Genomic DNA, 23,682 nt, shown 5'->3' with positions numbered 1-23,682 from the left:
TCAGCATGGGTCCCCGCCTCCGCGGGGACGATGGTCTTCAGGCCAGCAATACTATCTTGGACAGTAGTGCGCCTTCGCGGGGAGTCGTTTCAGGCAGTGCCTGGAACGACGGTCTTTAGGCCAGCAATACTATCTTGGACAGTAGTGCGCCTCCGCGAAGACGAGGGTGGTGATGTCAGTGCTTGGTCTCAGGGGGCCGGCGCCGTCCTCGCAGGCGCCGCGGCGCCCCACCCACCCCCCAATGCCCGGTACAGGTCGACATGCGCGGCCAGGTAGCTGGCGCGCAGTTGCAGCACGTTGGTCTCGGCGCTGAAGTTGTTACGCTGGGCGTCCAGCTCTTCCAGGTAGGACGAGTAGCCGTTGCGGTAGCGGTTGTGTGCCACGCGCAGCGTTTCGCCGGTGGCGACGGCGCGCGCCTCGGATTGCTCGAGCTGTTCGCGCAGCCTCTGCACCGCGGATAAACCGTTCTCGGTTTCGGCGAAGGCGTTGCGCACTACCGCTTCGTAGGCGAACACGGCGCGGTCGCGCAGCGAGGCGGAAACGTCGGCCTGGGCGCGCAGGCGGCCGGCGTCGAACAGCGGCGCCAGGATGCTGCCGCCCACGCTCCACAGCGTGGTGCCGGAACCGAGCAGGTCCGGCAGGCTGTGCGCGTAGCCGCCGACGGATGCGGTCAGGCGCAGCGACGGCAGCATCTGGTCGCGCGCCACGGCCAGATTGGCGTCGGCGGCGGCGATGGCGCGCTCGGCCTGGGCGATGTCCGGACGGCGCCGCAGCAGCGCCGATGGCAAACCGGGCTGGATCGCCGGCGCGCGCAGTTCGTTCAGGGTGGTGCCGCGCGCGATCGGTCCGGGGCTGGCGCCTAGCAGCAGCGCCAGCGCGTTCTCCTGCTGGGTGATGGAACGCTCCAGCTGCGGCACCACGGCGGCGGTGGCGCGGAACTCGGCCTCGGCCTGCGCCAGTTCCAGGCGCGAGCTGTAGCCGACCTCGAACTGGCGCCGCGCCAGCGCGAGCGAGCGGCTGCGCGAGGCCAGCGTGTCGCGCGCCAGCGCCAGCTGGGCGTCCAGGCCGCGCAGGTTCAGGTAGCCGGACGCGGTATTGGCGGCCACCGCCAGCGCGGTGGCGTCGGCCGCCGCCTGCTGGCTGGCCAGGTCCAGGCGTGCGGCATCAAGGGTGCCGGCCAAGCGTCCGAACGGATCCAGTTCGTAGGACGCCTGCACGTTGCCCTGCAGCGTGGTCGCTTCCACCGGCGTGCCGAACGGGCCGATGGCGCGCGCCCGCGCGGGCGTCAGGCCCACGCTCAAGGCCGGCTGTAGCGCGGAGCGTGCGACGTCGATGCGCGCCCGGTATTCCTGCAGGCGCGACTGCGCCGTGCGGATGTCGGCATTGCTCGCCAGCGCCTGCGTCACCAGCGCGTCCAGCGCCGGGTCGCCGAAGCTGCGCCACCAGCCGGTCTCGACCGCGCCGGCCTGCGGAGCCGCCTCGACCTCGCCGCGCCATTCGCCCGGCACCGCCAGCGTGCGCGCGGGCGGCGTCTGCACCGGAAGGCGGCAGCCGGCCAGCAGCAGCGGGCCGAGCGCCAGCACCGCTGCGCCGGCCGCCAGGCGCGCGCGCGGATGCGGCGCCATGCTGCCGGCGCGCTTCCCGCCCCTGCCGCGCCTCATCGCGCCGGCCCCTTGGGCGCGGTATCGATGCTGGCGACCACCGACATCCCGGGCCGCAAGCGCTGCGCCAGCGCCTGATTGGCGTCGATCGAGATGCGCACCGGGATGCGCTGGGCGATCTTGACGAAGTTGCCGGTGGCGTTGTCCGGCGTGATCACCGAGAACTCCGAGCCGGTGGCCGGCGCGATCTCCTGCACACGGCCGCGCAGCCTGGCGTGGTTCAGCGCGTCCACGGTAAAAGTGACCGGCTGGCCCAGGCGCACGTCAGCCATCTGCGTTTCCTTCATGTTGGCGATCACCCACATGGCTTGCGGCACCAGCGCGGTCAGCTGGGCGCCGGCATTTACAAAGGCGCCCAGGCGCACGCCCACCTGGCCCAGCTGGCCATCGCGCGGCGCCAGGATGCGGGTATTGGCGAGATCGATCTCGGCCAGCTTCACCGCCGCCTCGGCGTTGGCCACCGCCGCCGCCAGGGCGCCGCGGTTGACGTCCACGGTGCGCAGGTTCTGGCGCGCGATGTCCAGCGCCGCCGCGGCCTGCGCGGTGGCGGCCACGGTCTGGGCGCGGGTGGCGCGCGCGGCGTCGCGCTCGCGCGCCGACAGCGAGCCGTCCGCCGCCAGCTCCTCGACCCGGCGCAGGTCGGCGCTGGCGCGCCGCGACTGGGCATCGGCATTGGCCACCGCGGCCTCGTTCTGGGCGATGGTGGCGCGCGCGCTGCCCTGGCTCTGGGCGAAGTTGGCCAGCGCCGCGCGCTGGGTGGCCAGCGCGGCGCGCGCCTGCTCCAGGCGCTGCAGGTAGATGCGGTCGTCGATGCGCATCAGCAGCTGCCCCTGGCGCACGGTCTGGAAATCCTGCACGTCGACCTCGACCACGTAGCCGGACAGTTGCGGGCTGATGATGGTGACCTGGCCGCGCACCAGCGCATTCTCGGTGGACTGGATCGCGCTGTGGAACGGCGGCAGGTTCCAGGCGTACAGCACGATCAGCACGCCGGTCAGCGCGACCAGGGCAAACAGCAGTCCGCTGGCGATGACCTTGCGGTTCGATTGTCGCTGGGTGGTCGTGGCGGATTCTGGCATGGGCGGTCGATCGTCGGTGGAGGTCATGGGTTGGCCGCTTGCGGCATCGGCTCGCCGGGCGCCACCGGCTGCGGCGGGCGCGTATCGCCGCGGCGGTCGCCGGACGGCGTGGCCAGCGGCGAATCGGTCGGGCGCGGCATTTCCAGCGGCGCCGCCGGAGACGGTCGAGCTGCCGCGCCCGGCGCCTCGGTGGGCGGCGCAATGTATTTCACCCACATGCCGCGCCCGAAGATCCACACGGCCAGCAGTACCGCCAGCACGGCAATCAGGAGGAACACGTCGTTGTAGGCCAGGATGTTGGCTTCGCGCGTGGCGCTCGCCGCCAGCGCCGCTGCGCCCTGGCGGCTGCGCGCGGCCGGATCGGCCAGCACGCGCGCATAGGCGGCGGCGCCCTGCTGGATGCGGCCGGCGACCAGCGGGTCGAGCGAACTCAGGCTCTCGGCCAGCAGCGAGGAATGGTATTTCTCGCGCATCACCTGGAAAGTGCCCAGCAGCGAGGAGCCGAGCAGGCCGCCCATGTTCTGGGTCAGGCTGAACAGCACCGAAAAGCTGATCAGGTTGGCCGGATTGGCGATCACGGAGCCCATCAGCGTCAGCAGCAGCGGCCCCAGGAACAGCACGCCGCCGAAGGCCAGCATGCCCTGGCTGACCATCATCTGCGCCGGGCGCGTCAGGTTGTCGGCCTGGGCGTCGATGTAGGCGCCGACGGCCATGATCAGCAGCGCCACGATCTGCGGCGTCAGCAGGTCGGCGCGCCGCACCGCCAGCGCCGCGAACACGATGCCGAGGATGGTGGCGACCAGCACCACCGCGAACAGCACCTGCAGCTGGTCGTTGTTCAGGCCGACCAGGCGCAGGAAGCCGACCGCGCCCACGCTCTGCTCGGACAGCACCACCCGTACCAGCATCATCGCGATCGCCAGGCGCACGATGCTGCCGTTGGTCAGCCAGCGGATGTTCAGCAGCGGATTCTGGCGGTTGCGCTCGACGCAGATGGCGGCCAGGATCAGCACGATCGAGGCCGCCAGCGCCACCCCGATCCAGCGCTGCTCGGTCCACCACAGCACGCGCCCGAAGGTCAGCGCCGCGGTCAGCAGAGCCACGCCGGGCGCGAACAGGATAAAGGTGAGGAAATCGGCCGGCCGGAACGCTTTGAAGCGGTCGCCCGGCGGCAGCTTGAGCCACAGCACCGCGCCCAGCGTCACCAGGGTCAGGCCCAGCTCGAACACGTACAGCCCGCGCCACTCGGCAATCTGCAGCAGGCTGCTGGAAAACAGGTAGGCCAGCGGCAGCGCCAGCTGCGAGATGCCGGTCGAGATCACGATGCCGCGCGGGCGCCATGCCTTGGTGAACGCCTGCAGCGTGTAGTACAGGCCTAGCGTGGACAGCGCCGCGCCGACCATGCCGTGGGCGGCGCGCACCGCGATCGCCGAACCGATGTCGTTCACGAACAGGTGGGCGAAGGTCACCAGCGCATACAGCACCAGGAAGGCTTCGGTGAAGGCGCGCAGGCCGAACTGCTGGCGGAATTTCACCAGCACCAGGTTCATCGAGGCGTTGGTCATCACGTAGGCGGCCGGCAACCAGTTGGTCTCGTAGGCGTAGGCGCCCAGCGTCCCCTGCAGGTTGACCAGGTTGGCGCTGACCAGCGCGTTGCCCAGGCCGCCCGTCAGCGTGACCAGGGTGCCGACCAGGAAATAGGCGGCGCGGCGCGGATTCGAATGGGCCGGGAACGAGGGGCCGCCGGGCATCGTCGGGCGTTCATCCGGCGCCCATGTGCGCGGCGCGTACTTGTCGCTCATGCGTGCTCCAGGATCCGCTGCAGTTCTTCCAGCACCGCGGCCGCGCTTTCCAGGCGCTCGCCGTCGATGCGCTCGGCGATGGCAAGCCGCAGCAGCGCCGCTTCGCGCTCGACGCGCCCGGCCAGGTCGCGCCCGGCATCGGTCAGCGCCACCAGTTTGACACGGCGGTCGTGCGGACCCGGCAGGCGCTCGACCAGGCCGCCCGCCACCAGGCGGTCGATGGTCGAGACCAGCGTAGCGCCGTCCACGCCCAGGCGGCGCGCCAGTTCGCGCTGCGATGGCGGCTCCATGGCGGCGGCCAGCACCGCCAGCGCGCTCCAGCCGGCCGCGGTGACGCCGTTGGCCTTCAGGTGGCGCTCGAGCGCGGCGCGCCAGGCGCGGGCGCCGGCGTGTAGGGCAATCGTAAAGCGTTCTTCGACAGGAAACATGGGTCATCCAATCGTTGGCTGGACGGATTATCTGCCTGTTCTGGCAAACTTGGCCACACGCGAAGATTTAGGTCGAGATTTAGTCAATTGGATATTGCTCTGAAAAATCAACGTGCTTAGAATCAATTCATTCCGCTAAGCAATCAGTTCCCTGACGGACACATCCGCAGGGCGTTGTCTTCAGAGCTATCCATGTTCAGAGCACTCGCATCCGTTCGCACACTGACCACCGCGCTGATCGCCAGCCTGGCCCTGCTGCCGGGCCTGGCCATCGAGCAGGAACTGCAACTCGACTACCACATCAACGAGCGCATCGTCCTGATCCCGGCCGGCAATAACCACCAGTCGCGTCTGGAAACAACCGTGTTCCAGCCTAACGGTCCTGGCCCCTTCCCCTTGATCATCATCAACCATGGTAAGGATCCGGGACGCACCAACCTGCAGCCGCGCGACCGCTTCTATTACATGGCGCGCGCCTTCGTCGAGCGCGGCTATGCGGTAATCGTGCCGATGCGCCAGGGCTTCGCCAACTCGACCGGGCGCTACCGCGACCACGGCTGCGACATGACGGCCAACGGCTACACGCAGGCCGAGGACATCCTGTCAGCGCTCGACTATGCGCGCGCCCAGAAGTGGGTCGATGCCGACCACGTCGTGATCGCCGGCCAATCCTACGGCGGCCTGGCGACGATGGCGCTCGGCACCCAGGATCTGCCCGGCGTGCGCGGCCTGATCAACTTCGCCGGCGGCCTGCGCGACGACGGCGACAGCTGCGGCTGGCGCTCGGCGCTGGTGGCCGCGTTTTCGCAGTACGGTGCGGAAAACCGCGTGCCGAGCCTGTGGATGTACGGCCGCAACGATTCGCTGTTCGGCCCGGAACTGGTGGCGCGCATGCACGACGCCTTCGAGCAGGCCGGCGGCAAGGCCGAACTGGTCGAGTATGCGCCGTTCAAACGCGATTCGCACGGCATGCTGGCCAGCCGCGACGGCGCCAGGGTGTGGCTGGAAGACACCATGAAGTTCCTGAAGGGGGTCGGCATGCCCACCGAGGTGCTGTACAAGATCCCGGAACCGCCGATGCCGCAGCCGACCGATTTCGCCGGCGTCGGCGATATCGACTCGGTGCCTTTCCTGAGCGAGAACGGGCGCCGCGCCTACAAGGAATACCTGACCAAGCTGACGCCGCGCGCCTTCGCCATCTCGCCCAGCGGCGGCTGGTGCTGGGCCGAGGAAGGCGAAGACCCGGAATCGCGCGCGCTGGCAACCTGCTCGGCCAAGAGCGACAAGCCGTGCCGCCTGTATTCGGTCGACGAGCACGTGGTCTGGAATCCGGACCTGCTGGAAAAAGCGGCGGTGACGGCGTCCAACACGCCGGCCCCGGCGCCGGCGCTGGATGGCCCGGGCGGCGCGCCGGGCGCCACCGCGCTGGGCAGCACGGCGATGCTGCCGCACTGACGCAGCGTCGACCACTCGCTTCGAGCACGGCGGGCCCACGGGTCCGCCGTTACTTTTTCCGCACCGCAGCAATCGGAGCAGACACAGCGCAAACCCGCGCGCGGACACCGATCCGACAATGGGCATTCCGCCCGTTCGACGATTGGAGAACACGATGTTGCGATTGATAAAGGTTTGCGCGTGCGCGCTGCTGGCATTTCCCCTGCTGCTGACGGCGGGCAATGCCGGCGCCGCCAACAACTACCCGGTGGTGCTGGTGCACGGCTTCCTCGGCTTCGGGCCGGACGCCTATCCCGGCAGCGGTTTCCTGTACTGGGGCGGCTACCAGAACATCGCCGCCCACATGCAGCTGTACCATGGGCCGCACGCGGTATACGCGGCCGGCGTCGGCGCCATCAGTTCCAACTGGGACCGCGCCGCCGAGCTGTACGCGCAGATCAAGGGCGGCTGCGTCGACTACGGCGCCGCCCACATGGCGAACTCGGGCGACTTCGGCCAGGTGCAAAAGCCGCCGGGCAAGTGCTGGGCCGCCGACCCCAAGGACAATCCGGACGGCTACCCGCTCGCCCTGTATCCGCAATGGGACGAGGCGCATCCGATCCACCTGATCGGCCACAGCCAGGGCGGCACCACCATCCGCGCGCTGATCCAGCTGCTCGAGCACGGCTCGCCCAACGGCGACGAAGGCGGCTACGACCTGTACCGCGGCGGCAAGGTCGGCTGGGTGCGCAGCGCGGTCACGCTGTCGGCGCCGCACAACGGCACCACGCTGCGCGACGCCATCCTGAACGTGCTGCCGATGCTGCGCAGCCCCTTGCGCGACATCGTCGACCACCGCCTGGCCAACTGGGAACTGTCGCCGGACGGCGCGCGCGAATTCAATACCTGGGCGCAGACCTCGCCGCGGGTCTACTATTTTTCGGTGGGCACGCTGGCGACCGAGGCCGGCGCCTGGTGCTGCAACGGCACCGACCGCCTGCTGGCGCCGGTGCAGAGCGCGAATTTCCAGTACCCGCGCGTCGACATGATGTCCTACTTCAAACCCTATGCCGGCGAGTGGATCGTGCCCTCGCTCGGGCAGCCCGGCATGGGCTCGTACACCCAGTCGTCGCCCGACCGGGTGCGCATCGACAGCAGCTGGTTTCCCAACGACGGCGTGGTCAACACGGTCAGCATGCGCGCGCCAAACGGCCAGCCGGTGCGCGACTACGACGGCACGGCGCTGCGCGGCAGCTGGAATTTCCTCGGCAACTACCGCGGCTACGACCATTTCGACATCCTGAACTGGCCGCACCAGGGCGATTCGGCCGATGCGATCTACGACCGCATCAGCGACATCATTTTCGCACTGGAGTAATACCACTGAGCGCCTGACGGGCCCGCAGGGCAAGGCGCATCGTCGAAGACAGTACGCTAGTACGGCGAGACGAATGCAACGCTGCCATGCGGGTTCGTCAGGCGCTCAGCGCATCGCCGAGCGCAGGGTGCGGGCGAGATCCGACAGCCGATACGGCTTGTTGACGAACGCGAACTCGCCCAGTCCGCTGCCGTGGCGCTGCTTCAGCGCCGGCAGCGGGTAGCCGGACGCCAGCATGATGCGGGTGTCCGGATAGTGCTCGCGCGTGTAGCTGGCCAGTTCGATGCCGTTCATCCCGTTCGGCATCACCACGTCGGTGAACAGGATGTCGACGTCGCGCTGGCGCATGACGTCGATCGCCTCGTAGCCGCTGGCCGCGGTCACCACCTCGTAGCCCATGCTGGTGAACAGCGAGGCGGCCACGTCCATCAGGTCCGGCTCGTCCTCGACGATCAAGACGCGCTCGATGTGGCCGTTGTCGTCCTCCACGGTGGCGTCGACCACCGCCGGCAGGTAGATCGACACCGTGGTGCCCTCGCCCGGCCGGCTCTCGATGACGACTTCGCCGCCCGACTGCTTGATGAAGCCGTACACCTGCGACAGGCCGAGGCCGGTGCCCTTGCCGACTTCCTTGGTCGTGAAAAAGGGTTCGAAGGCGCGCGCCACCACGTCCGGCGGCATGCCGGTGCCGCTGTCGGCCACGCTGATGCGCACATACTCGCGCGGCGGCAGCGCCGCCAGCTGCGCCGGCCCCGACTTGCCGTCCAGGGCCGCGTTGGCGGTGGTCAATAGCAAGCGCCCGCCGTCCGGCATCGCGTCGCGCGCGTTCACCACCAGGTTCAGCAACGCCGATTCGAAGCGCGCGCTGTCGATCTCGGCGCTGTGGGCCTTGCGGTCCAGGTCGATGGTGAAATCGATGGCCGAATTGCCGGCGCGCCGCAGCACCGTCTCGAAGCCGCTGATGATGCGGTTGATGTTGCGGACCTCCGCCTGCAGCGGCTGCTGGCGCGCGAACGCCAGCAACTGCTGGGTCAGGCGCGCGCCGCGGTCGACCGCGCGGCGCATGCTCTCGATGGTGCGCACGTCGCCCTCGGCGCGCTGCAGGGCCAGCACTTCCAGGCCGCTCGACAGCACCGACAGCAGGTTGTTGAAGTCGTGCGCCACGCCGCCGGTCAGCTGGCCGATGGATTCCATCTTCTGCGCCTGGAACAGGGCCTTGTCGGCCGCTTCCAGCGCTTGCGCCGCGCGCTTCTTTTCGGTCAGGTCGCGCGTGATCTTGGCGAAGCCGATCAGGGTGCCGGATTCGTCGTGGATGGCGTCGATGATCACGTGCGCCCAGAAGCGCGAACCGTCCTTGCGCACGCGCCAGCCTTCGGCTTCGAAGCGCCCGGCGCTCGACGCGGTGCCCAGCGCATGCGCCGGGATGCCGGCCAGCTTGTCCTCGTCGATATAGAAGCGCGAAAAATGGCTACCGACGATCTCGTCCTGCAGGTAGCCCTTGATGCGCTCGGCGCCGGTGTTCCAGTTGGTGACCGTGCCCTCGGGCGACAGCATGTAGATCGCGTAATCGGTCACGCCCTGCACCAGCAGGCGGAAGCGCTGCTCGCTCTCGCGCAGCGCATCCTCGGCGCGCTTGCGCTCGGTGACGTCGCGCGTGACCTTGGCGAAGCCCAGCAGTTGCGCATGTTCGTCGTAGATCGGGTCGATCACCACGTGGGCCCAGAAGCGCGAACCGTCCTTGCGCATGCGCCACCCCTCGGCCTCGTACTTGCCCTGCGTGAGCGCGGTGTCCAGCGCCCGCGCCGGCATGCCGGCCTCGCGGTCTTCCGGCGTGTAGAAGCGCGAGAAGTGCTCGCCCAGGATTTCCTGGGTCTGGTAGCCCTTGAAGCGCCTGGCGCCGGCGTTCCAGCTGCTGACCAGCCCGCGCGGGTCGAGCATGTAGATGGCGTAATCGCTGATCCCGGAGATCAGGTATTCGAAACGCCGTTCGTCCAGCAACGATTTTCTAGGTTGCGTCTGATCATTCATGGCGTATCAAGTCGTTATGGCTAAAGTGTTTCTTAAATTCAATTTTCTGAAACTAATCCAGTCGATCATACACCGGCCTATCGCCTTGCGCCGCGCGGCTACCGGCATTCGGCACGATTCTCACGTGCATGCAACACTATTTCACATTATCAACAAAAGTAGTCTTAATCAAAAGGAAATCATTCTTTGTTCAAATTGTGGCGTTTCATGCCATGTACATGCGGGCTTATCCATTTGAAATTGACGGATTTGATCCGCTATGATTTTATGTTGTTGAAATGTTGCCGCAAATCTAAAGAGAAGAAACCGCCCTTAGACGTCGATCAAGATGTGATCAAGGTAAAATACTCTCTTGCATGCACTCTGGAGCTGACGCTCACGCACCATGAACAAGGCCATCAACGCAGAACTCCTTGACTTGTCGAATTGCGCCAAGGAACCCATCCGCACGCCCGGCAGCATCCAGCCGCATGGCTTCCTGCTGGCCCTGTCGGACGAACTGACCGTGCTGCAGGCCAGCGCCAACCTGGGCGACTGGGCGGGCTGCAGCGCCGCCGCCGTGGTGGGCGGTCCGCTGGCCGGCGTGATCGGCGAGGATGGCGTGCAGCGCATCGTGGCGCAGCTCGGCCCCGAACTCGGATCGCATCCGTTCTATGCCGGTACCGTCGGCATCCGCAGCAAACGCCATTTCGACGTGCTGGCGCACCGCTGGGATCGGGTAACCTATCTGGAATTCGAACCGGTGGACCGCGCCGAGGCGGCCGACTTCCGCCACCTGTACCCGCTGATCGGCGACTTCCTGCTGAAGGTGAACGAGGCCGGCAGCATCCAGATGCTGGCCCAGCAGGCGTGCGAGCACGTGCGCGCGGTGACCGGCTACGGGCGCGTGGTGGCCTACCAGTTCGACCCGGACGGCCACGGCCACGTGATGGCCGAGTCGCTGGAGGCAGGCTACCACGCGTACATGGGCCAGCACTTCCCGGCCACCGACATCCCGGCCCAGGCGCGCGAGCTGTACCTGTTGCAGCATATCCGCCTGATCCAGAACGCCGATTACCATCCGGCGGCGCTGGTGCCGGCGCTGAACCCGCTCACGCAGCAGCCCAACGACCTGTCCTTCGCGGCGCTGCGCAGCGTGTCGCCGGTGCACCTGCAGTACATGCGCAACATGGAAACGCTGGCCTCGATGTCGGTGTCGCTGATCGTCAAGGGCAAGCTGTGGGGATTGATCTCCTGCCACAACCGCGATCCGAAACCGGTCGGCTTCGAAAAGCGCACCGCCTGCGAACAGCTGGGCCAGATCCTGGCGCTGTGCATCGAATCGCGAGAAGACGCGCGCGAACTGCAGTTCCGCCTCGAGGTGCGGCGCATCATGGTGGCGATGCTGGCCGGGCTGACCCAGGGCAGCAATTTCATCGACAACCTGTCCAGCGTGTTCCCCGACCTGCTGCGCTTCGCGCGCGCGGCGGGCGCCGCCATCGTGGTCGACGACCGCATCCTGCTTCACGGCGACACGCCCGGGAAGGAAGAAATCGCGGCCCTGGTCGACTGGCTGGCGCGCAGCGAGCACGGCGACCTGTACCACACCGACAACCTGTCGCGCGCCTGGCCGCCCGCCGCCGCCATGGTGCGCAACGCCAGCGGCCTGCTGGCGCTGCCGATCTCGCGCATCCACAAGCATTACCTGCTGTGGTTCCGGCCCGAATACGTGCACACGATCGAGTGGGCCGGCAACCCGCGCGAAAAGGAAGCCGCCGACAAGGCGCTGCACGGCGCGCCGCTGCAGCTGTCGCCGCGCACCAGCTTCGCGTCCTGGCGCGAAACCATTCACGGCAGCAGCGTGCGCTGGCACGCCGGCGAACTCGAACTGGCACTGGAATTCCGCACCGCCCTGCTGGGCATCGTGCTGGAGCGCGCCGAACAGATGGCCGAGCTGGCCGGCGAGCTCGGGCGCGCCAACAAGGAGCTGGAAGCGTTCTCGTATTCGGTGTCGCACGACCTGCGCGCGCCGCTGCGCCACATCGTCGGCTTTTCCGACCTGCTGCTCGAATCGGCCGGCAGCGAGGATGCCGTGCAGCGCCAGCGCTTCCTGAAGAACATCAAGGAATCGGCGCGCCTGGCCGGCAAGCTGGTCGACGACCTGCTGTCGTTCTCGCAGATGGGCCGCGCGGCGCTGCGTCCGACCGAGGTCGACATGAACGACCTGGTAAATTCATGCATCCACAAGCTGGCGCCGGAAACCCGCGGCCGCGACATCGAATGGGACGTCGCTCCGTTGCCGGTGGTGTGGGCCGACCCGACCTTCCTGCACCTGGCGCTCTCCAACCTGCTGGCCAACGCCGTCAAGTTCACCGGCCAGCGCGAGATGGCGCGCATCCGCATCAGCGCCGACGACCACGCGCAGGAAACGGTCTTCCACGTGGACGACAACGGCGCAGGCTTCAACATGGATTACGTGCACAAGCTGTTCGGCGTGTTCCAGCGCCTGCACCGCATGGAAGATTTCCAGGGCACCGGCATCGGCCTGGCCAACGTGCGCCGCATCGTCGAGCGCCATGGCGGCCGCGTGTGGGCCGACTCGGTGCTCGGCGAGAGCGCCAGCTTTTCGTTCGCCCTGCCCAAGCACGAAGACGAAGACGAAGCCGACGACGGCGCCCAAGCAGACAACCCAACCAAACAGTAATCTGAAAGAAAGCATGCTCAAGCCCATCCTGCTGGTCGAAGACAATCCGAACGACCTCGAGCTGACGCTGATCGCCCTGTCGAAAAGCCAGCTCGCCAACCAGGTCGTCGTCATGCGCGACGGCGCCGAGGCGCTCGACTACCTGCACCGGCGCGGCGAACATGCCACGCGCGTGGCCGGCAACCCGGCCGTGGTGCTGCTCGACCTGAAGCTGCCGAAGGTCGACGGCCTGGAAGTGCTGAAGGATATCCGCGAGACCGACAGCCTGAAGCCACTGCCGGTGGTGATGCTGACCTCGTCCAAGGAAGAACAGGACCTGGTGCGCAGCTACGAACTGGGCGTGAACGCCTACGTGGTCAAGCCGGTCGACTTCACCGACTTCGTGCGCGCCATCTCGGACCTCGGCATCTTCTGGGCGGTGCTGAACGAACCGCCGCCGGGATCGCAGCGCTACATCAAGCCGCCCAAGAATTGATGGCGGCGCCGGCGGGCATGCGCCCCGTCCGGCAAACCACGGCAGGCGGGCGCCGCACGGCGCTCAGCCTTGCCGGCCCCGCCGCAGCAAGTGGCGGATACGGGCGCTGAGCGCGTCCGGATGGTAGGGTTTCTGCAGCAGGTCCACCGCCGCGTCCAGCTTGCCCTCGTGCGTCAACACCCCTTCCGCATACCCCGAGGTATACAGGACCTGCGCCCGCGGCAGCTTCGCGCGCACCGCTTCGCCCAGCTGCAGGCTGCTGACCGGGCCGGGCATGATGACGTCGGTGAACACCAGGTCGATCGCCTGCCCGTCGTCGATGATCGCCAGGGCGGCGGCGGCGTCCGCCGCCTGCAGCACGCGGTAGCCGAGCGCCGACAGGATGCCGCAGGTGGTATCGCGCACCGCATCCTCGTCCTCGACCACCAGGATCGTCTCCGCGCCGCCCTGCAGCGGGGCGGCGGCGCTGTTGCGCTGGCGCACCGGCTCGGCATCGACGCGCGGCAGGAAGATGCGCACGCTGGTGCCGCGGCCGATCTCGCTGGCCAGGACGATGTCGCCGCCCGACTGCTTGACGAAGCCATAGGCCATCGACAGGCCGAGCCCGGTGCCCTGCCCCAGCGGCTTGGTGGTGAAGAAGGGTTCGAAGGCGCGCTCCAGCACGTCCGGCGGCATGCCCTTGCCGGTGTCCAGCACTTCGATCGCGATGTAGCGGCCCGGCGCCAGCGTCGCCGGCACCGGCGTGTCGGGCTCGACGTTGGCGGCGCGGATGGTCAGCGTGCCGCTGCCGCCCATGGCGTCGCGCGCATTGATCGCCAGGTTCAGCAGGACGTTGTTCAACTGGTTCGGATCGACCAGCGCGCTGCCCAGTCCATCGGCGATGTCGGTGACCACGCTGGCGTTCGGGCCGAGCAGGCGGCGCATCATGTCGTCCATCTCGCGCAGCAGGTGGCCGGGATGGGTCACCACCGCCTGCAGCGGCTGGCGGCGGGCGAAGGCCAGCAGGTGCGAGGACAGCTTGGCGCCGCGCTCGACCCCGGACAGCGCCATGTCGACGCGGGTGCGGCCGGCGTCGTTCAGGTTGCCGACCAGCTTGAGCAGCTGCAGGTTGCCGCCGATGATCTGCAGCACGTTGTTGAAGTCGTGCGCCACCCCGCCGGTCAGCTGGCCGATCGCTTCCATCTTCTGCGCCTGGTACAGGGCCGACTGGCTGGCCGCCAGCTGTTCCTGGCTCAGGCGCAGCGAGACGAAGGCGGCGTCGCGCTGGCGCCGCGCGCCGAAGGCATCGCTGTGGTAGCGCACGCGCGCCACCAGTTCGCGCGGGTCGGGCCACTTGACCAGGTAATCGTTGGCGCCGGCCGCGAAGGCCATGGCCTTGATGTCGGGATCCTCTTCGGAGGACAGCAGGATCACCGGCACGTTTTCCGTATCGCGTTCGGCGCGCAGGCGGCGCGTTACCTCGAACCCATCCACGCCCGGCATGCGCAGGTCGACCAGCACCACCGTCGCCGCCACTTCCCTGGCCAGCTCCACCGCCAGCTCGGCCCGGTTGGCATAGCGCAGGGTATGCGCGGCACATCCCTTCAAACCATGGGAAATGATGTCTTCAGCAAATGGTTCGTCGTCGATGAGCAGAACGGAACAGGGGTTGGGTTCGTATTGGCTCATCAGGTCGATGCAGTCAGCAACATGAGATGTCTCTAAATTGCAAATTCGTAAGCGCTGATTTTACCTCAAGCGGCTGAGCCATAACGCAATGATAGGAACCGAAATGTAAAAAATGTGTCAAATAAAAGGGTAAATACACGCTGAAAACAGCGTATTCATGAACATTTCACGAAATATCCAGCCTGAGTCGGGGTGGCTTATTGCTCATGGCCACTGAAGGCATGCTAGCGCTGCTTCTTCTTGTTGGACGTGAAGGTGCGCGTGTAGAACTCGGGCGGCTTGTTCGCGACCCAGCCGATGAAGGAACCGATGTCGGCATCGGCCTGGAGCGCGCCCCAGGTGTGATAAGAGCGCAGCAGCTCCTTTTCCGAAAAGGTCGCGTGGATCTTGCGGTGGCAGATCTTGTGAATCGGGAACTGCTCCTTGCCTTTCAAGGACTTCGGAATCAGGTGGTGCCGATCGATGTTGATCGTCCCCAGCGGCCTTCCGCACAGGGGACACAGTGGGTCAGTCACGTGCGCCTCGCAGATGAATGGCGCCGCCCCGACGGCGCCGCACGCATCCCATGTGGAGGCGATGGGCCGGGTTTAAAGGCCGGCGCCGGGCGCCACCGCCAGGCGCGAGAAGCTGGCCACGCTGGCGGCAAAGGCGAAGGCGGCGGCCAGGCCGAGCGCGTACCAGCTGCCCTGCAGCGTCGAGATGGTCAGGCAGAACGCCACCAGCGCGGCGCCGGTGGCCTGCCCGGTCAGGCGCGCGGTGGCGACGATGCCGCTGGCGCTGCCGCTGCGCGCGGCCGGCGCGCTGCCCATGATCGCCTTCATGTTGGGCGCCTGGAAGAAGCCGAAGCCGATGCCGCACACCGCCATGCGCCAGCCGATGTCGAGCGCCGACGGCGCCGCCGGCATGCGCAGCAGCGCCAGCAGGCCGGCCGACAGGATCAACAGGCCGATGCCGCCCAGCAGGCCGGGCGAATAACGGTCGCTCAGGCGCCCCGCCAGCGGCGCCATCACCCCGACCAGCACCGGCCACGGCGTCATCAGGAAGCCGGTCTCGATCGGCGAGCGGCCCAGCGCGCTCTCGAAATAGAACGGCAGCGCGACAAAGGCGAGCGCCTGGGCGGCGAAGGTGCATACGGCGGTGAGGGTGGACAGCGCGAACATCGGGCGGCGCAGCAGGTCGACCGGCAGCAGCGGCGCCGGGTGCCGGCGCTGGCGGTGCAGCAGCAGCAGGAAGAACACGCAGGCCACCAGCGCTTCCGGCAGCAGCTTGTGGTAGTCGACCCGGTGCGCGCCGTCGCCCAGTGCCAGCACCGCCATGCCGAAGGCGATCACGCAGTACAGGCCGGCCAGGCGGTCGAAGCGGTGGCTGGCGCGCGGCGATTCCGGCAAGGCCTTGCGCGCCAGGAAGAAGGCGACGATGCCGGGCAGGACGTTGATGCCGAACAGCCATTCCCACGACGACGCCGCCAGGATCAGCGAGGCCAGGCTGGGGCCGACCGCGAACCCGACCGCCACCACCAGCGCATTGTTGCCGAAGCCGCGCCCGTGCAGCTTGGCCGGGTAGACGACGCGCAGCAGCGCCGTGTTGACGCCCATGATGGCGCTGGCGCCCAGGCCCTGGAACAGGCGCGCCACGATCAGCGCCGGCAGCGACCAGGCCAGCGCGCACGCCAGCGAGGCCAGCGTGAACAGCGCCATGCCGGCCACGTACACGCGCCGGTAGCCGACGGTCTCGGCCAGCGCCGCGATCGGCAGCAGGGTCGCCACCATCGCCAGCTGGTAGGCGTTGACGATCCACACCGAATCGGCCGGCGCCGCGTGCAGCTGCGCCGCCATGGCCGGCAGCGCCGTGTTGGCGATGGCGGTGTCGAGCGACGACATGCCGACGCCGATCGCCAGCGACAGGATGGCCCAGCCGCGCGGGCCGGGCGGGAGACCGTCCTGCAAGACTGCGGACGGCGCTTGCGGAAGCGGTTGCGCCGGCTGGGCGGTGCTTGTATCGACTGGCTGTTCCATGCTGGTCCCTGGCGGCAAATGGTCCATTATAGAAAGGCCGGCCAAGCTTTGCTGACGCCGCGCAAAAGGCCAGCGTTATGGATACAGACAGGAAAGAAAAAAGAAAAAGCAGCGCAAACGAAAAAGCCCGCTTCGTTCGAAGCGGGCTTTCGGATACTGCTTGTATTCTGGCTCCCCGACCTGGACTCGAACCAGGGACCTGCGGATTAACAGTCCGTCGCTCTACCGACTGAGCTATCAGGGAATCGAGACCGAATTATAACGGCTGGGTATCGACTTGACCAGTGTTGCATGAAAATCAGTGAACGATTCTTTGGAGTGAATAGTGTCAACTCAGCGGCGCCAGCAGCGCATGCTGGGACGCCGTGTGAAAATCGCGCCACACGCGGTTGATCTCGCTGTCGGCGCGCATCGCCTGCAAGCCGCAGTACGGCGTCAAGCTGTCCACCGCCCGCCGCGCCGCGCTCACCCAATCCATCGACAGCGCCTGCAGGCCGTCCGCGGTGGCGGCATCGACATGGCCGTCCACCAGCACGCGCGCCCAGGCGGCGTCGAGCGCCGCGTAGAGGCGCGCGCGCGCCGTGGCCAGGCCGGCGCTGGCCAGCTCGAGCGCGGCGCGCACCGCCGGCACGGCAGCCAGCATCTCGCCCGGCACGCCGAAGCGGTGCCGGCGCCGGCCGATGCACTCGCCCGCCAGTTCGAGGAAATGCGCGCCCATGCCGGCCACGTTGGCCGCCAGCGTGACGAAGGCGAAGGCCAGGAAGGGAAAGCGGTACAAGGGGCCTTGCTCGCGCGCCCTGGCCGGATCGATCTCGAAGCCGTGCCCGGCGCCGATCCAGCGGTCGCGCACGCGGTAGCCGTGCGAGGCGGTGGCGCGCAGGCCGATCGTGTTCCAGTTCGGCTGCACCTCCACCAGTGCGGCCGGCACCACGAAGGCCTGGACACGCGGCTGGCCGGCGTCGTCCGGCAGCGGCCGGCCGCCCTCGCGCAGGATGGCGTTGAAGGTGAAATGGGTCGCCATCGGCGCGCCGCTGGCATAGTCCCAGTGGCCGTCGATGCGCCAGCCGTCGCCTTCGCGCTCGGCAATGCCGGTGGGCGCGCCGCTGCCGGCCAGGCACACCCGCGGCGTGGCCAGTACCCGGCGCGCCAGCGCGGGCGGCAGGAAGCCGGCGAACCAGCCGGCGCCGGCGCACAGGGTCACGGTCCAGCCCATGCTGCCGTCCACGCGCGCGAGCGCTTCTTCCAGGCGCACCACGTCCGGCAGCGCCATCTCGGCGCCGCCCAGTGCGCGCGGCGCCAGCATGCGCAGCCAGCCGCGCCGGTGGAGCAGCGCCCGCTGGGCCGGATGCAGCCAGCCGGCGCGCTCGGCAGCGGCGGCATGGCGGGCGATGCGGCGCGCGTCGCGTTCGAGCAGAAGGCTGGCGGCGCTGGTGGTCGAGGTAAAAGCCATCGGCATGGGACTCGCGAAATCGGGTGAAGTAACGAAAGCACAACGTCGGCGCAAACGAAAAAGCCCGCTTCGTTCGAAGCGGGCTTTCGGATACTGCTTGTATTCTGGCTCCCCGACCTGGACTCGAACCAGGGACCTGCGGATTAACAGTCCGTCGCTCTACCGACTGAGCTATCAGGGAATTGAGGCCGCATTATAACCGCCAGCGCCATTCCGGCAAGACCTTTTTTGCAATCGTGCGGCCGCGGGGGCGCTTCGGACAGGCGCGCCGCCGTTTGCTATAGTCGCCACTTTCCCAGCACAACCCTCTTCCTTCCATGAACATACCCCGCACTCCCGGCAACATCGGTACTCCGCTCTCCCCGTCCGCCACGCGCGTCATGCTGCTCGGCTCCGGCGAACTCGGCAAGGAAGTCATCATCTCGCTGCAGCGCCTCGGCATCGAAGTGATCGCGGTCGACCGCTACCCGGACGCGCCCGGCCACCAGGTGGCGCACCGCGCCCACGTAATCGACATGACGGACGGCGACGCCCTGGCCGCACTGATCGAGCGCGAGCGCCCGCACCTGGTGGTGCCCGAGATCGAGGCGATCGCCACCGCCAAACTGGCCGAGCTGGAAGACGCCGGCGCCATCACCTGCATCCCGACCGCGCGTGCGGCGCTGCTCACGATGAACCGCGAAGGCATCCGCCGCCTGGCCGCCGAGGAACTCGGCCTGGCGACCTCGCCCTACCGCTTCGCCAGCAGCCTGGAGGAACTGAGGCAGGCCTGCGCCGAGATCGGCTTTCCGTGCGTGGTGAAACCAGTGATGTCCTCGTCCGGCAAGGGGCAATCGAAGCTGGACGGTGCCGGCGACGTCGAAGCCGCCTGGCACCACGCCGCGGCCGGCGGGCGCGTCGATGCCGGGCGCGTGATCGTCGAGGGCTTCATCGACTTCGACTACGAGATCACGCTCTTGACCGTGCGCGCCACCGGCGCCGGCGGCCAGGTGGAAACGCAGTTCTGCGCGCCGATCGGCCACAAGCAGGTGCAGGGCGACTACGTCGAATCCTGGCAGCCGCAGCCGATGACGGCGGGCGCGCTGGCCAACGCCAAGGAAATCGCGCAAAAGGTCACCGCCAACCTGGGCGGCCGGGGCGTGTTCGGTGTCGAACTGTTCGTCAAGGGCGACATGGTGTGGTTCTCGGAAGTCAGCCCGCGCCCGCACGACACCGGCATGGTGACCATGGCGACCCAGGTGCAGAGCGAGTTCGAACTGCATGCGAAAGCCATCCTCGGCCTGCCGGTAAACGTGGCGCTGCGCGCGCCGGGCGCCTCGGCGGTGATCTACGGCCAGCTGGACCAGGCCGGCATCGCCTTCGAGGGCGTGGCCGAGGCGCTGCGCGTGCCGGAATCGGACATCCGCCTGTTCGGCAAGCCGGAATCGTTCGCGCGCCGGCGCATGGGGGTGGCGCTGGCGACGGCCGGCGACGTGGATACGGCGCGTGCCCGCGCCCTGGAAGCCGCGTCGAAGGTGAAACCGGTATCCGCGTAGGGTGGACGGCTACACCTTGGCGCTTGCATCATGACTTCCCGTGCGCCGTCCACGCGTTCAAAACACATCCGAAAACCGCCGTCGTGCTCGGGTGCGGTCACGCGGGCGCCGGCGATCACCGCGTGGACGGCCAAGCCGCCTCGCCGGCCACGTCCACCCTACTCTGCGATCGACATCCATGACAAAAAAGGGGCGCCGATCGCTCGACACCCCTTTTTTGCTTGCTGCTCAATTCTGGCTCCCCGACCTGGACTCGAACCAGGGACCTGCGGATTAACAGTCCGTCGCTCTACCGACTGAGCTATCAGGGAAAAGATGTTGCAATTATAACAGCCTCCGACAACCTGCACAGCGCGTCGCGCTTGGTGTGCCTGCCGCCGAAGGCGTGAATTCTGGCTCCCCGACCTGGACTCGAACCAGGGACCTGCGGATTAACAGTCCGTCGCTCTACCGACTGAGCTATCAGGGAATCGCACCTCAAACGCTTCCGACTGAACTAGCGCTCGATCGGAAGAGCCAGGATTTTAGAGAACTTTTGCGATGGCGTCAACAACGCGATCGATGTTCTTCGAGTTCAGCGCGGCCACGCAGATGCGGCCGGTGTCCACGGCGTAGATCGACTCGTCGCGCAGCTGGCCGACCTGCTCCTTGGTCAGGCCCGAGTACGAGAACATGCCGACCTGCTGGCGCACGAACGCGAAGTCCTTGCCCGGCGCCTTTTCCGCCAGCTTGCGCACCAGTTCTTCGCGCATCTGCTTGATGCGCACGCGCATGCCGGCCAGTTCGTCTTCCCACAGCTGGCGCAGTTCCGGAGTCGACAGCACGGTGGCCACCACCTTGCCGCCATGGGTCGGCGGGTTCGAGTAGTTGGTGCGCACGATGCGCTTCAGCTGCGACAGCAGGCGCGCCGCTTCCTCGCTGGACGAGGCCACCACGGACAAGGCGCCGACGCGCTCGCCGTACAGCGAGAACGACTTCGAGAACGAGTTCGATACCAGCAGCGGGCCGCCGGCCTCGACGAAGCGGCGCACCACCGCGCCGTCTTCGAGGATACCCGAACCGAAGCCCTGGTAGGCCATGTCCAGGAACGGGATCAGGCCGCCCTCCTGCACGGCGTCGATGACCTGGCCCCACTGGTCGGCCGTCAGGTCGGCGCCGGTCGGGTTGTGGCAGCAGGCGTGCAGCACCACGATCGCGCCTTCCGGCATGGCGCGCAGGGCGGCCAGCATGCCGTCGAAATCGACGCCGTGGGTGGCCGGATCGTAATAGGTGTAATTGTTGACGGTGAAGCCGGCACTTTCGAACAGCGCGCGGTGGTTTTCCCAGCTCGGGTCGCTGATGTAGACATCGGAACCCGGCGCGAAGCGCTTGAGGAAGTCGGCGCCGATCTTGAGTGCGCCGGTGCCGCCCAGGGCCTGCACGGTGATCGCGCGCTTCTCTTGAATAACCGGGCTGTCGGCACCAAATACGAGTTCTTGCACAGCCTTGTAATACGCGCCCAGGCCTTCGATCGGCAGGTAGGTGCGCGGTGCCGGCTGTTCCATCAACACCGACTCCGCCCTGCGTACGCAATCCAGCAGCGGCACCTTGCCATTGTCGTCATAGTAGACACCGACGCCCAGGTTGATCTTGCCCGGGTTGGTATCCGCATTGAAGGCTTCGGTAATGCCCAGGATGGGGTCGCGCGGGGCCATGGCGATGGCGCCGAAGATACTGGCAGGAGCTGTGGAATTCATCGTGATAAACTGGGTCGCAGAGTGAGTTTGTCGGTTGGGTTCGCAGCAAATGTATAGACAGCGGCCCGAGCATGCTGCAGTGCATGATCGGTCGCAGGCGGACTCCCATTCTAGCAAAGGTCTGATTCCATGGCAGATTTATCGGTCGCAAATTCTCCAGCCCCGAACGTCATCACGTACCCGAATTCCCCGTTCAAGCTGCACCAGCCCTTCCCGCCCGCGGGCGACCAGCCGACCGCGATCGACGGCCTGATCGAGGGCATCGACGATGGCCTGATGTACCAGACGCTGCTCGGCGTGACCGGCTCCGGCAAGACCTACACGATGGCCAACGTGATCGCCCGCGCCGGGCGTCCGGCGATCGTGTTCGCGCCGAACAAGACGCTGGCGGCCCAGCTGTACGCCGAGTTCCGCGAATTCTTCCCGCAGAACGCGGTCGAGTACTTCGTCTCGTACTACGATTACTACCAGCCGGAAGCGTACGTGCCGCAGCGCGACCTGTTCATCGAAAAGGACTCGTCGATCAACGAGCACATCGAGCAGATGCGCCTGTCGTGCACCAAGTCGCTGATGGAACGGCGCGACGTGGTGATCGTGGCGACCGTGTCGGCCATCTACGGTATCGGTAATCCGAACGAGTACCACAAGATGATCCTGACGCTGCGCGCCGGCGACAAGGTGGCGCAGCGCGACGTGATCGCGCGCCTGATCCAGATGCAGTACACGCGCAACGAGATGGACTTCTCGCGCGGTTCGTTCCGCGTGCGCGGCGACACCATCGACATTTTCCCGGCCGAGCACGCCGAGCTGGCGATCCGCGTCGAGATGTTCGACGACGAGATCGAATCGCTGCAATTGTTCGACCCGCTGACCGGGCGCATCCGCCAGAAGATCCCGCGCTTTACCGTGTACCCGGGTTCGCACTACGTCACGCCGCGCTCGACCGTGCTGCGCGCCGTCGACTCGATCAAGGCCGAGCTGCGCGACCGCCTGGAACAGTTCCGCGAACAGGGCAAGCTGCTGGAAGAGCAGCGCCTGGAGCAGCGCACCCGCTTCGACCTGGAGATGCTGGCCGAGGTCGGTTTCACGAAGGGCATCGAGAACTACTCGCGCCACCTGTCCGGCGCCATGCCGGGCGAACCGCCGCCGACGCTGATCGATTACCTGCCCAAGGACGCGCTGATGTTCATGGACGAGTCGCACGTGATGATCGGCCAGTTGAACGCCATGTACAACGGCGACCGCTCGCGCAAGGTGAACCTGGTCGACTACGGTTTCCGCTTGCCGTCGGCGCTGGACAACCGGCCGCTGAAGTTCGAGGAATTCGAGAACAAGATGCGCCAGTGCATTTTTGTGTCGGCCACGCCGGCCGAGTATGAAAAGCAGCACGCCGACAACGTGGTCGAGCAGGTGGTGCGCCCGACCGGCCTGGTCGACCCGCAGCTGTTCGTGCGCCCGGCGCGCTCGCAGGTGGACGACCTGATGGGCGAGATCACCGACCGCATCGCCAAGGACGAGCGCGTGCTGGTGACCACGCTGACCAAGCGCATGGCCGAGCAGCTGACCGAGTACCTGGGCGACCACGGCATCAAGGTGCGCTACCTGCACAGCGACATCGACACCGTCGAGCGCGTGGAAATCCTGCGCGACCTGCGCCTGGGCACCTTCGACGTGCTGGTCGGCATCAACCTGCTGCGCGAGGGCCTGGACTTGCCGGAAGTCTCGCTGGTGGCGGTGCTGGACGCCGACAAGGAAGGTTTCCTGCGCTCGGAACGCTCGCTGATCCAGACCATCGGCCGCGCGGCGCGCAACCTGAACGGCGTGGCGATCCTGTACGGCGACCAGGTGACCGACTCGATGCAGCGCGCCATCGACGAGACCGAGCGCCGCCGCGCCAAGCAGATCGCCTTCAACGCCGCCAACGGCATCGTGCCGAAGGGGGTGAACAAGAAGATCAAGGACATGATCGACGGCGTCTACAGCGCGGCCGCGGCCAAGCAGATGCAGGACGGCTCGATCGCCTCGGCGCAGGAAACCGCCAAGGTCGAGGCGATGAGCGAGAAGCAGATCTCGAAGGAGATCAAGCGCCTCGAAAAGCTCATGGTCGACCACGCCAAGAACCTGGAGTTCGAAAAGGCGGCGCAGGTGCGCGACCAGCTGCACGTGCTCAAGCAGCAAGCCTTCGGCGCGCCGGGGGCGGACAACGTGGTGTCTATTTTGGGGAAGTAAATAAATTTTAGATGATTAATTTATATCTTAAAATATAATTTATCGATATTGAATTAATTACGAGATGGTTGGTAAATATAA

Annotated in this window: 16 protein-coding genes and 4 tRNA genes; 6 read left to right on the top strand and 14 right to left on the bottom strand. The window is 67.1% G+C overall.

What is annotated here, in order from left to right; genetic code table 11:
- Window positions 1–188: 188 nt before the first annotated feature.
- Genes HH212_RS15665 through HH212_RS15650 form a run of 4 tightly spaced genes read right to left on the bottom strand, consistent with a single transcriptional unit; the run spans window position 189 to window position 4,970 of the window.
- The gene (locus HH212_RS15665; protein ID WP_229217302.1) at window positions 189–1,661 is read right to left on the bottom strand and encodes an efflux transporter outer membrane subunit; all 1,473 of its coding nucleotides are present in this window, start codon (window positions 1,659–1,661) and stop codon (window positions 189–191) included.
- On the bottom strand, window positions 1,658–2,740 hold the full coding sequence (locus tag HH212_RS15660; RefSeq protein WP_170203315.1) for an HlyD family secretion protein: 1,083 nt from the start codon (window positions 2,738–2,740) through the stop codon (window positions 1,658–1,660). The genes HH212_RS15665 and HH212_RS15660 overlap by 4 nt, the downstream gene beginning before the upstream one ends.
- Window positions 2,741–2,763: 23 nt before the next feature.
- Entirely contained in the window at window positions 2,764–4,542 is a 1,779-nt protein-coding gene (locus HH212_RS15655; protein ID WP_211172349.1) for an MFS transporter, read from the bottom strand.
- Entirely contained in the window at window positions 4,539–4,970 is a 432-nt protein-coding gene (locus HH212_RS15650) for a MarR family winged helix-turn-helix transcriptional regulator (RefSeq protein ID WP_170203314.1), read from the bottom strand. Before HH212_RS15650 ends, HH212_RS15655 begins: the two co-directional genes overlap by 4 nt.
- 192 nt (window positions 4,971–5,162) lie before the next feature.
- On the opposite strand from HH212_RS15650, the gene HH212_RS15645 reads away from it, so the two are divergent.
- Both HH212_RS15645 and HH212_RS15640 read left to right on the top strand, forming a co-directional pair.
- Complete coding sequence (locus HH212_RS15645) at window positions 5,163–6,425, top strand: dienelactone hydrolase family protein (RefSeq protein ID WP_170203313.1); 1,263 nt, start codon at window positions 5,163–5,165, stop codon at window positions 6,423–6,425.
- A 154-nt stretch (window positions 6,426–6,579) separates the two neighbouring features.
- Window positions 6,580–7,782 carry an esterase/lipase family protein gene (locus tag HH212_RS15640; RefSeq protein WP_170203312.1) on the top strand — a complete coding sequence of 401 codons (1,203 nt, stop codon included), beginning with the start codon at window positions 6,580–6,582 and terminating at the stop codon, window positions 7,780–7,782.
- A 105-nt stretch (window positions 7,783–7,887) separates the two neighbouring features.
- On the opposite strand, the gene HH212_RS15635 is transcribed toward HH212_RS15640, so the two are convergent.
- On the bottom strand, window positions 7,888–9,810 hold the full coding sequence (locus HH212_RS15635) for a hybrid sensor histidine kinase/response regulator (protein ID WP_170203311.1): 1,923 nt from the start codon (window positions 9,808–9,810) through the stop codon (window positions 7,888–7,890).
- A 385-nt stretch (window positions 9,811–10,195) separates the two neighbouring features.
- Here HH212_RS15635 and HH212_RS15630 point away from each other — a divergent pair, with 385 nt between their 5' ends.
- Together HH212_RS15630 and HH212_RS15625 are read left to right on the top strand one after the other, a co-directional pair.
- The gene (locus tag HH212_RS15630) at window positions 10,196–12,493 is read left to right on the top strand and encodes an ATP-binding protein (RefSeq protein WP_170203310.1); all 2,298 of its coding nucleotides are present in this window, start codon (window positions 10,196–10,198) and stop codon (window positions 12,491–12,493) included.
- A gap of 13 nt (window positions 12,494–12,506) precedes the next feature.
- On the top strand, window positions 12,507–12,968 hold the full coding sequence (locus HH212_RS15625) for a response regulator (protein ID WP_170203309.1): 462 nt from the start codon (window positions 12,507–12,509) through the stop codon (window positions 12,966–12,968).
- 63 nt (window positions 12,969–13,031) lie between these two features.
- On the opposite strand, the gene HH212_RS15620 is transcribed toward HH212_RS15625, so the two are convergent.
- The 6 genes from HH212_RS15620 to HH212_RS15595 all read right to left on the bottom strand — a co-directional run bounded on the left by HH212_RS15620 (window position 13,032) and on the right by HH212_RS15595 (window position 18,282).
- On the bottom strand, window positions 13,032–14,636 hold the full coding sequence (locus HH212_RS15620; RefSeq protein ID WP_170203308.1) for a response regulator: 1,605 nt from the start codon (window positions 14,634–14,636) through the stop codon (window positions 13,032–13,034).
- Between the two features lie 224 nt (window positions 14,637–14,860).
- On the bottom strand, window positions 14,861–15,151 hold the full coding sequence (locus HH212_RS15615) for an HNH endonuclease (RefSeq protein ID WP_229217301.1): 291 nt from the start codon (window positions 15,149–15,151) through the stop codon (window positions 14,861–14,863).
- Between the two features lie 72 nt (window positions 15,152–15,223).
- Window positions 15,224–16,651, bottom strand: a complete 1,428-nt coding sequence (locus HH212_RS15610; RefSeq protein WP_170203307.1) for an MFS transporter — start codon at window positions 16,649–16,651, stop codon at window positions 15,224–15,226.
- Between the two features lie 168 nt (window positions 16,652–16,819).
- Window positions 16,820–16,895: transfer RNA gene (locus HH212_RS15605), tRNA-Asn, on the bottom strand.
- 84 nt (window positions 16,896–16,979) lie between these two features.
- On the bottom strand, window positions 16,980–18,107 hold the full coding sequence (locus tag HH212_RS15600; RefSeq protein ID WP_229217300.1) for an acyl-CoA dehydrogenase family protein: 1,128 nt from the start codon (window positions 18,105–18,107) through the stop codon (window positions 16,980–16,982).
- Between the two features lie 99 nt (window positions 18,108–18,206).
- Window positions 18,207–18,282, bottom strand: a tRNA-Asn gene (locus tag HH212_RS15595).
- Between the two features lie 136 nt (window positions 18,283–18,418).
- On the opposite strand from HH212_RS15595, the gene purT reads away from it, so the two are divergent.
- A complete protein-coding gene (purT, locus tag HH212_RS15590) occupies window positions 18,419–19,636 on the top strand; it encodes a formate-dependent phosphoribosylglycinamide formyltransferase (protein ID WP_170203306.1) in 1,218 nt (405 codons plus the stop codon).
- Window positions 19,637–19,871: 235 nt separating this feature from the next.
- Here purT and HH212_RS15585 read toward each other — a convergent pair.
- From HH212_RS15585 to HH212_RS15575, 3 genes are all read right to left on the bottom strand, one after another.
- A tRNA-Asn gene (locus HH212_RS15585) sits at window positions 19,872–19,947 on the bottom strand.
- Between the two features lie 82 nt (window positions 19,948–20,029).
- Window positions 20,030–20,105: transfer RNA gene (locus HH212_RS15580), tRNA-Asn, on the bottom strand.
- Between the two features lie 55 nt (window positions 20,106–20,160).
- Window positions 20,161–21,372: an amino acid aminotransferase gene (locus HH212_RS15575; protein ID WP_170203305.1), complete on the bottom strand. Its 1,212-nt coding sequence runs from the start codon at window positions 21,370–21,372 to the stop codon at window positions 20,161–20,163.
- A gap of 129 nt (window positions 21,373–21,501) precedes the next feature.
- Between HH212_RS15575 and uvrB the strand changes: the two genes are divergently transcribed.
- The gene (uvrB, locus tag HH212_RS15570) at window positions 21,502–23,601 is read left to right on the top strand and encodes an excinuclease ABC subunit UvrB (protein ID WP_170203304.1); all 2,100 of its coding nucleotides are present in this window, start codon (window positions 21,502–21,504) and stop codon (window positions 23,599–23,601) included.
- Window positions 23,602–23,682: the final 81 nt, after the last annotated feature.

Source organism: Massilia forsythiae (assembly GCF_012849555.1).
GTDB lineage: Bacteria > Pseudomonadota > Gammaproteobacteria > Burkholderiales > Burkholderiaceae_D > Telluria > Telluria forsythiae.
This window is presented reverse-complemented; position numbering and strand designations above follow the sequence as displayed.

Coding starts and splice junctions, on each gene's coding strand:
- HH212_RS15625 (WP_170203309.1), top strand. CDS start 12,507: ATGCTCAAGCCCATCCTGCTGGTCGAAGACAATCCGAACGACCTCGAG.
- HH212_RS15660 (WP_170203315.1), bottom strand. CDS start 2,740: ATGCCAGAATCCGCCACGACCACCCAGCGACAATCGAACCGCAAGGTC.
- HH212_RS15630 (WP_170203310.1), top strand. CDS start 10,196: ATGAACAAGGCCATCAACGCAGAACTCCTTGACTTGTCGAATTGCGCC.
- HH212_RS15600 (WP_229217300.1), bottom strand. CDS start 18,107: ATGCCGATGGCTTTTACCTCGACCACCAGCGCCGCCAGCCTTCTGCTC.
- HH212_RS15640 (WP_170203312.1), top strand. CDS start 6,580: ATGTTGCGATTGATAAAGGTTTGCGCGTGCGCGCTGCTGGCATTTCCC.
- HH212_RS15620 (WP_170203308.1), bottom strand. CDS start 14,636: ATGAGCCAATACGAACCCAACCCCTGTTCCGTTCTGCTCATCGACGAC.
- HH212_RS15655 (WP_211172349.1), bottom strand. CDS start 4,542: ATGAGCGACAAGTACGCGCCGCGCACATGGGCGCCGGATGAACGCCCG.
- HH212_RS15665 (WP_229217302.1), bottom strand. CDS start 1,661: ATGAGGCGCGGCAGGGGCGGGAAGCGCGCCGGCAGCATGGCGCCGCAT.
- uvrB (WP_170203304.1), top strand. CDS start 21,502: ATGGCAGATTTATCGGTCGCAAATTCTCCAGCCCCGAACGTCATCACG.
- HH212_RS15635 (WP_170203311.1), bottom strand. CDS start 9,810: ATGAATGATCAGACGCAACCTAGAAAATCGTTGCTGGACGAACGGCGT.
- purT (WP_170203306.1), top strand. CDS start 18,419: ATGAACATACCCCGCACTCCCGGCAACATCGGTACTCCGCTCTCCCCG.
- HH212_RS15610 (WP_170203307.1), bottom strand. CDS start 16,651: ATGGAACAGCCAGTCGATACAAGCACCGCCCAGCCGGCGCAACCGCTT.
- HH212_RS15575 (WP_170203305.1), bottom strand. CDS start 21,372: ATGAATTCCACAGCTCCTGCCAGTATCTTCGGCGCCATCGCCATGGCC.
- HH212_RS15650 (WP_170203314.1), bottom strand. CDS start 4,970: ATGTTTCCTGTCGAAGAACGCTTTACGATTGCCCTACACGCCGGCGCC.
- HH212_RS15645 (WP_170203313.1), top strand. CDS start 5,163: ATGTTCAGAGCACTCGCATCCGTTCGCACACTGACCACCGCGCTGATC.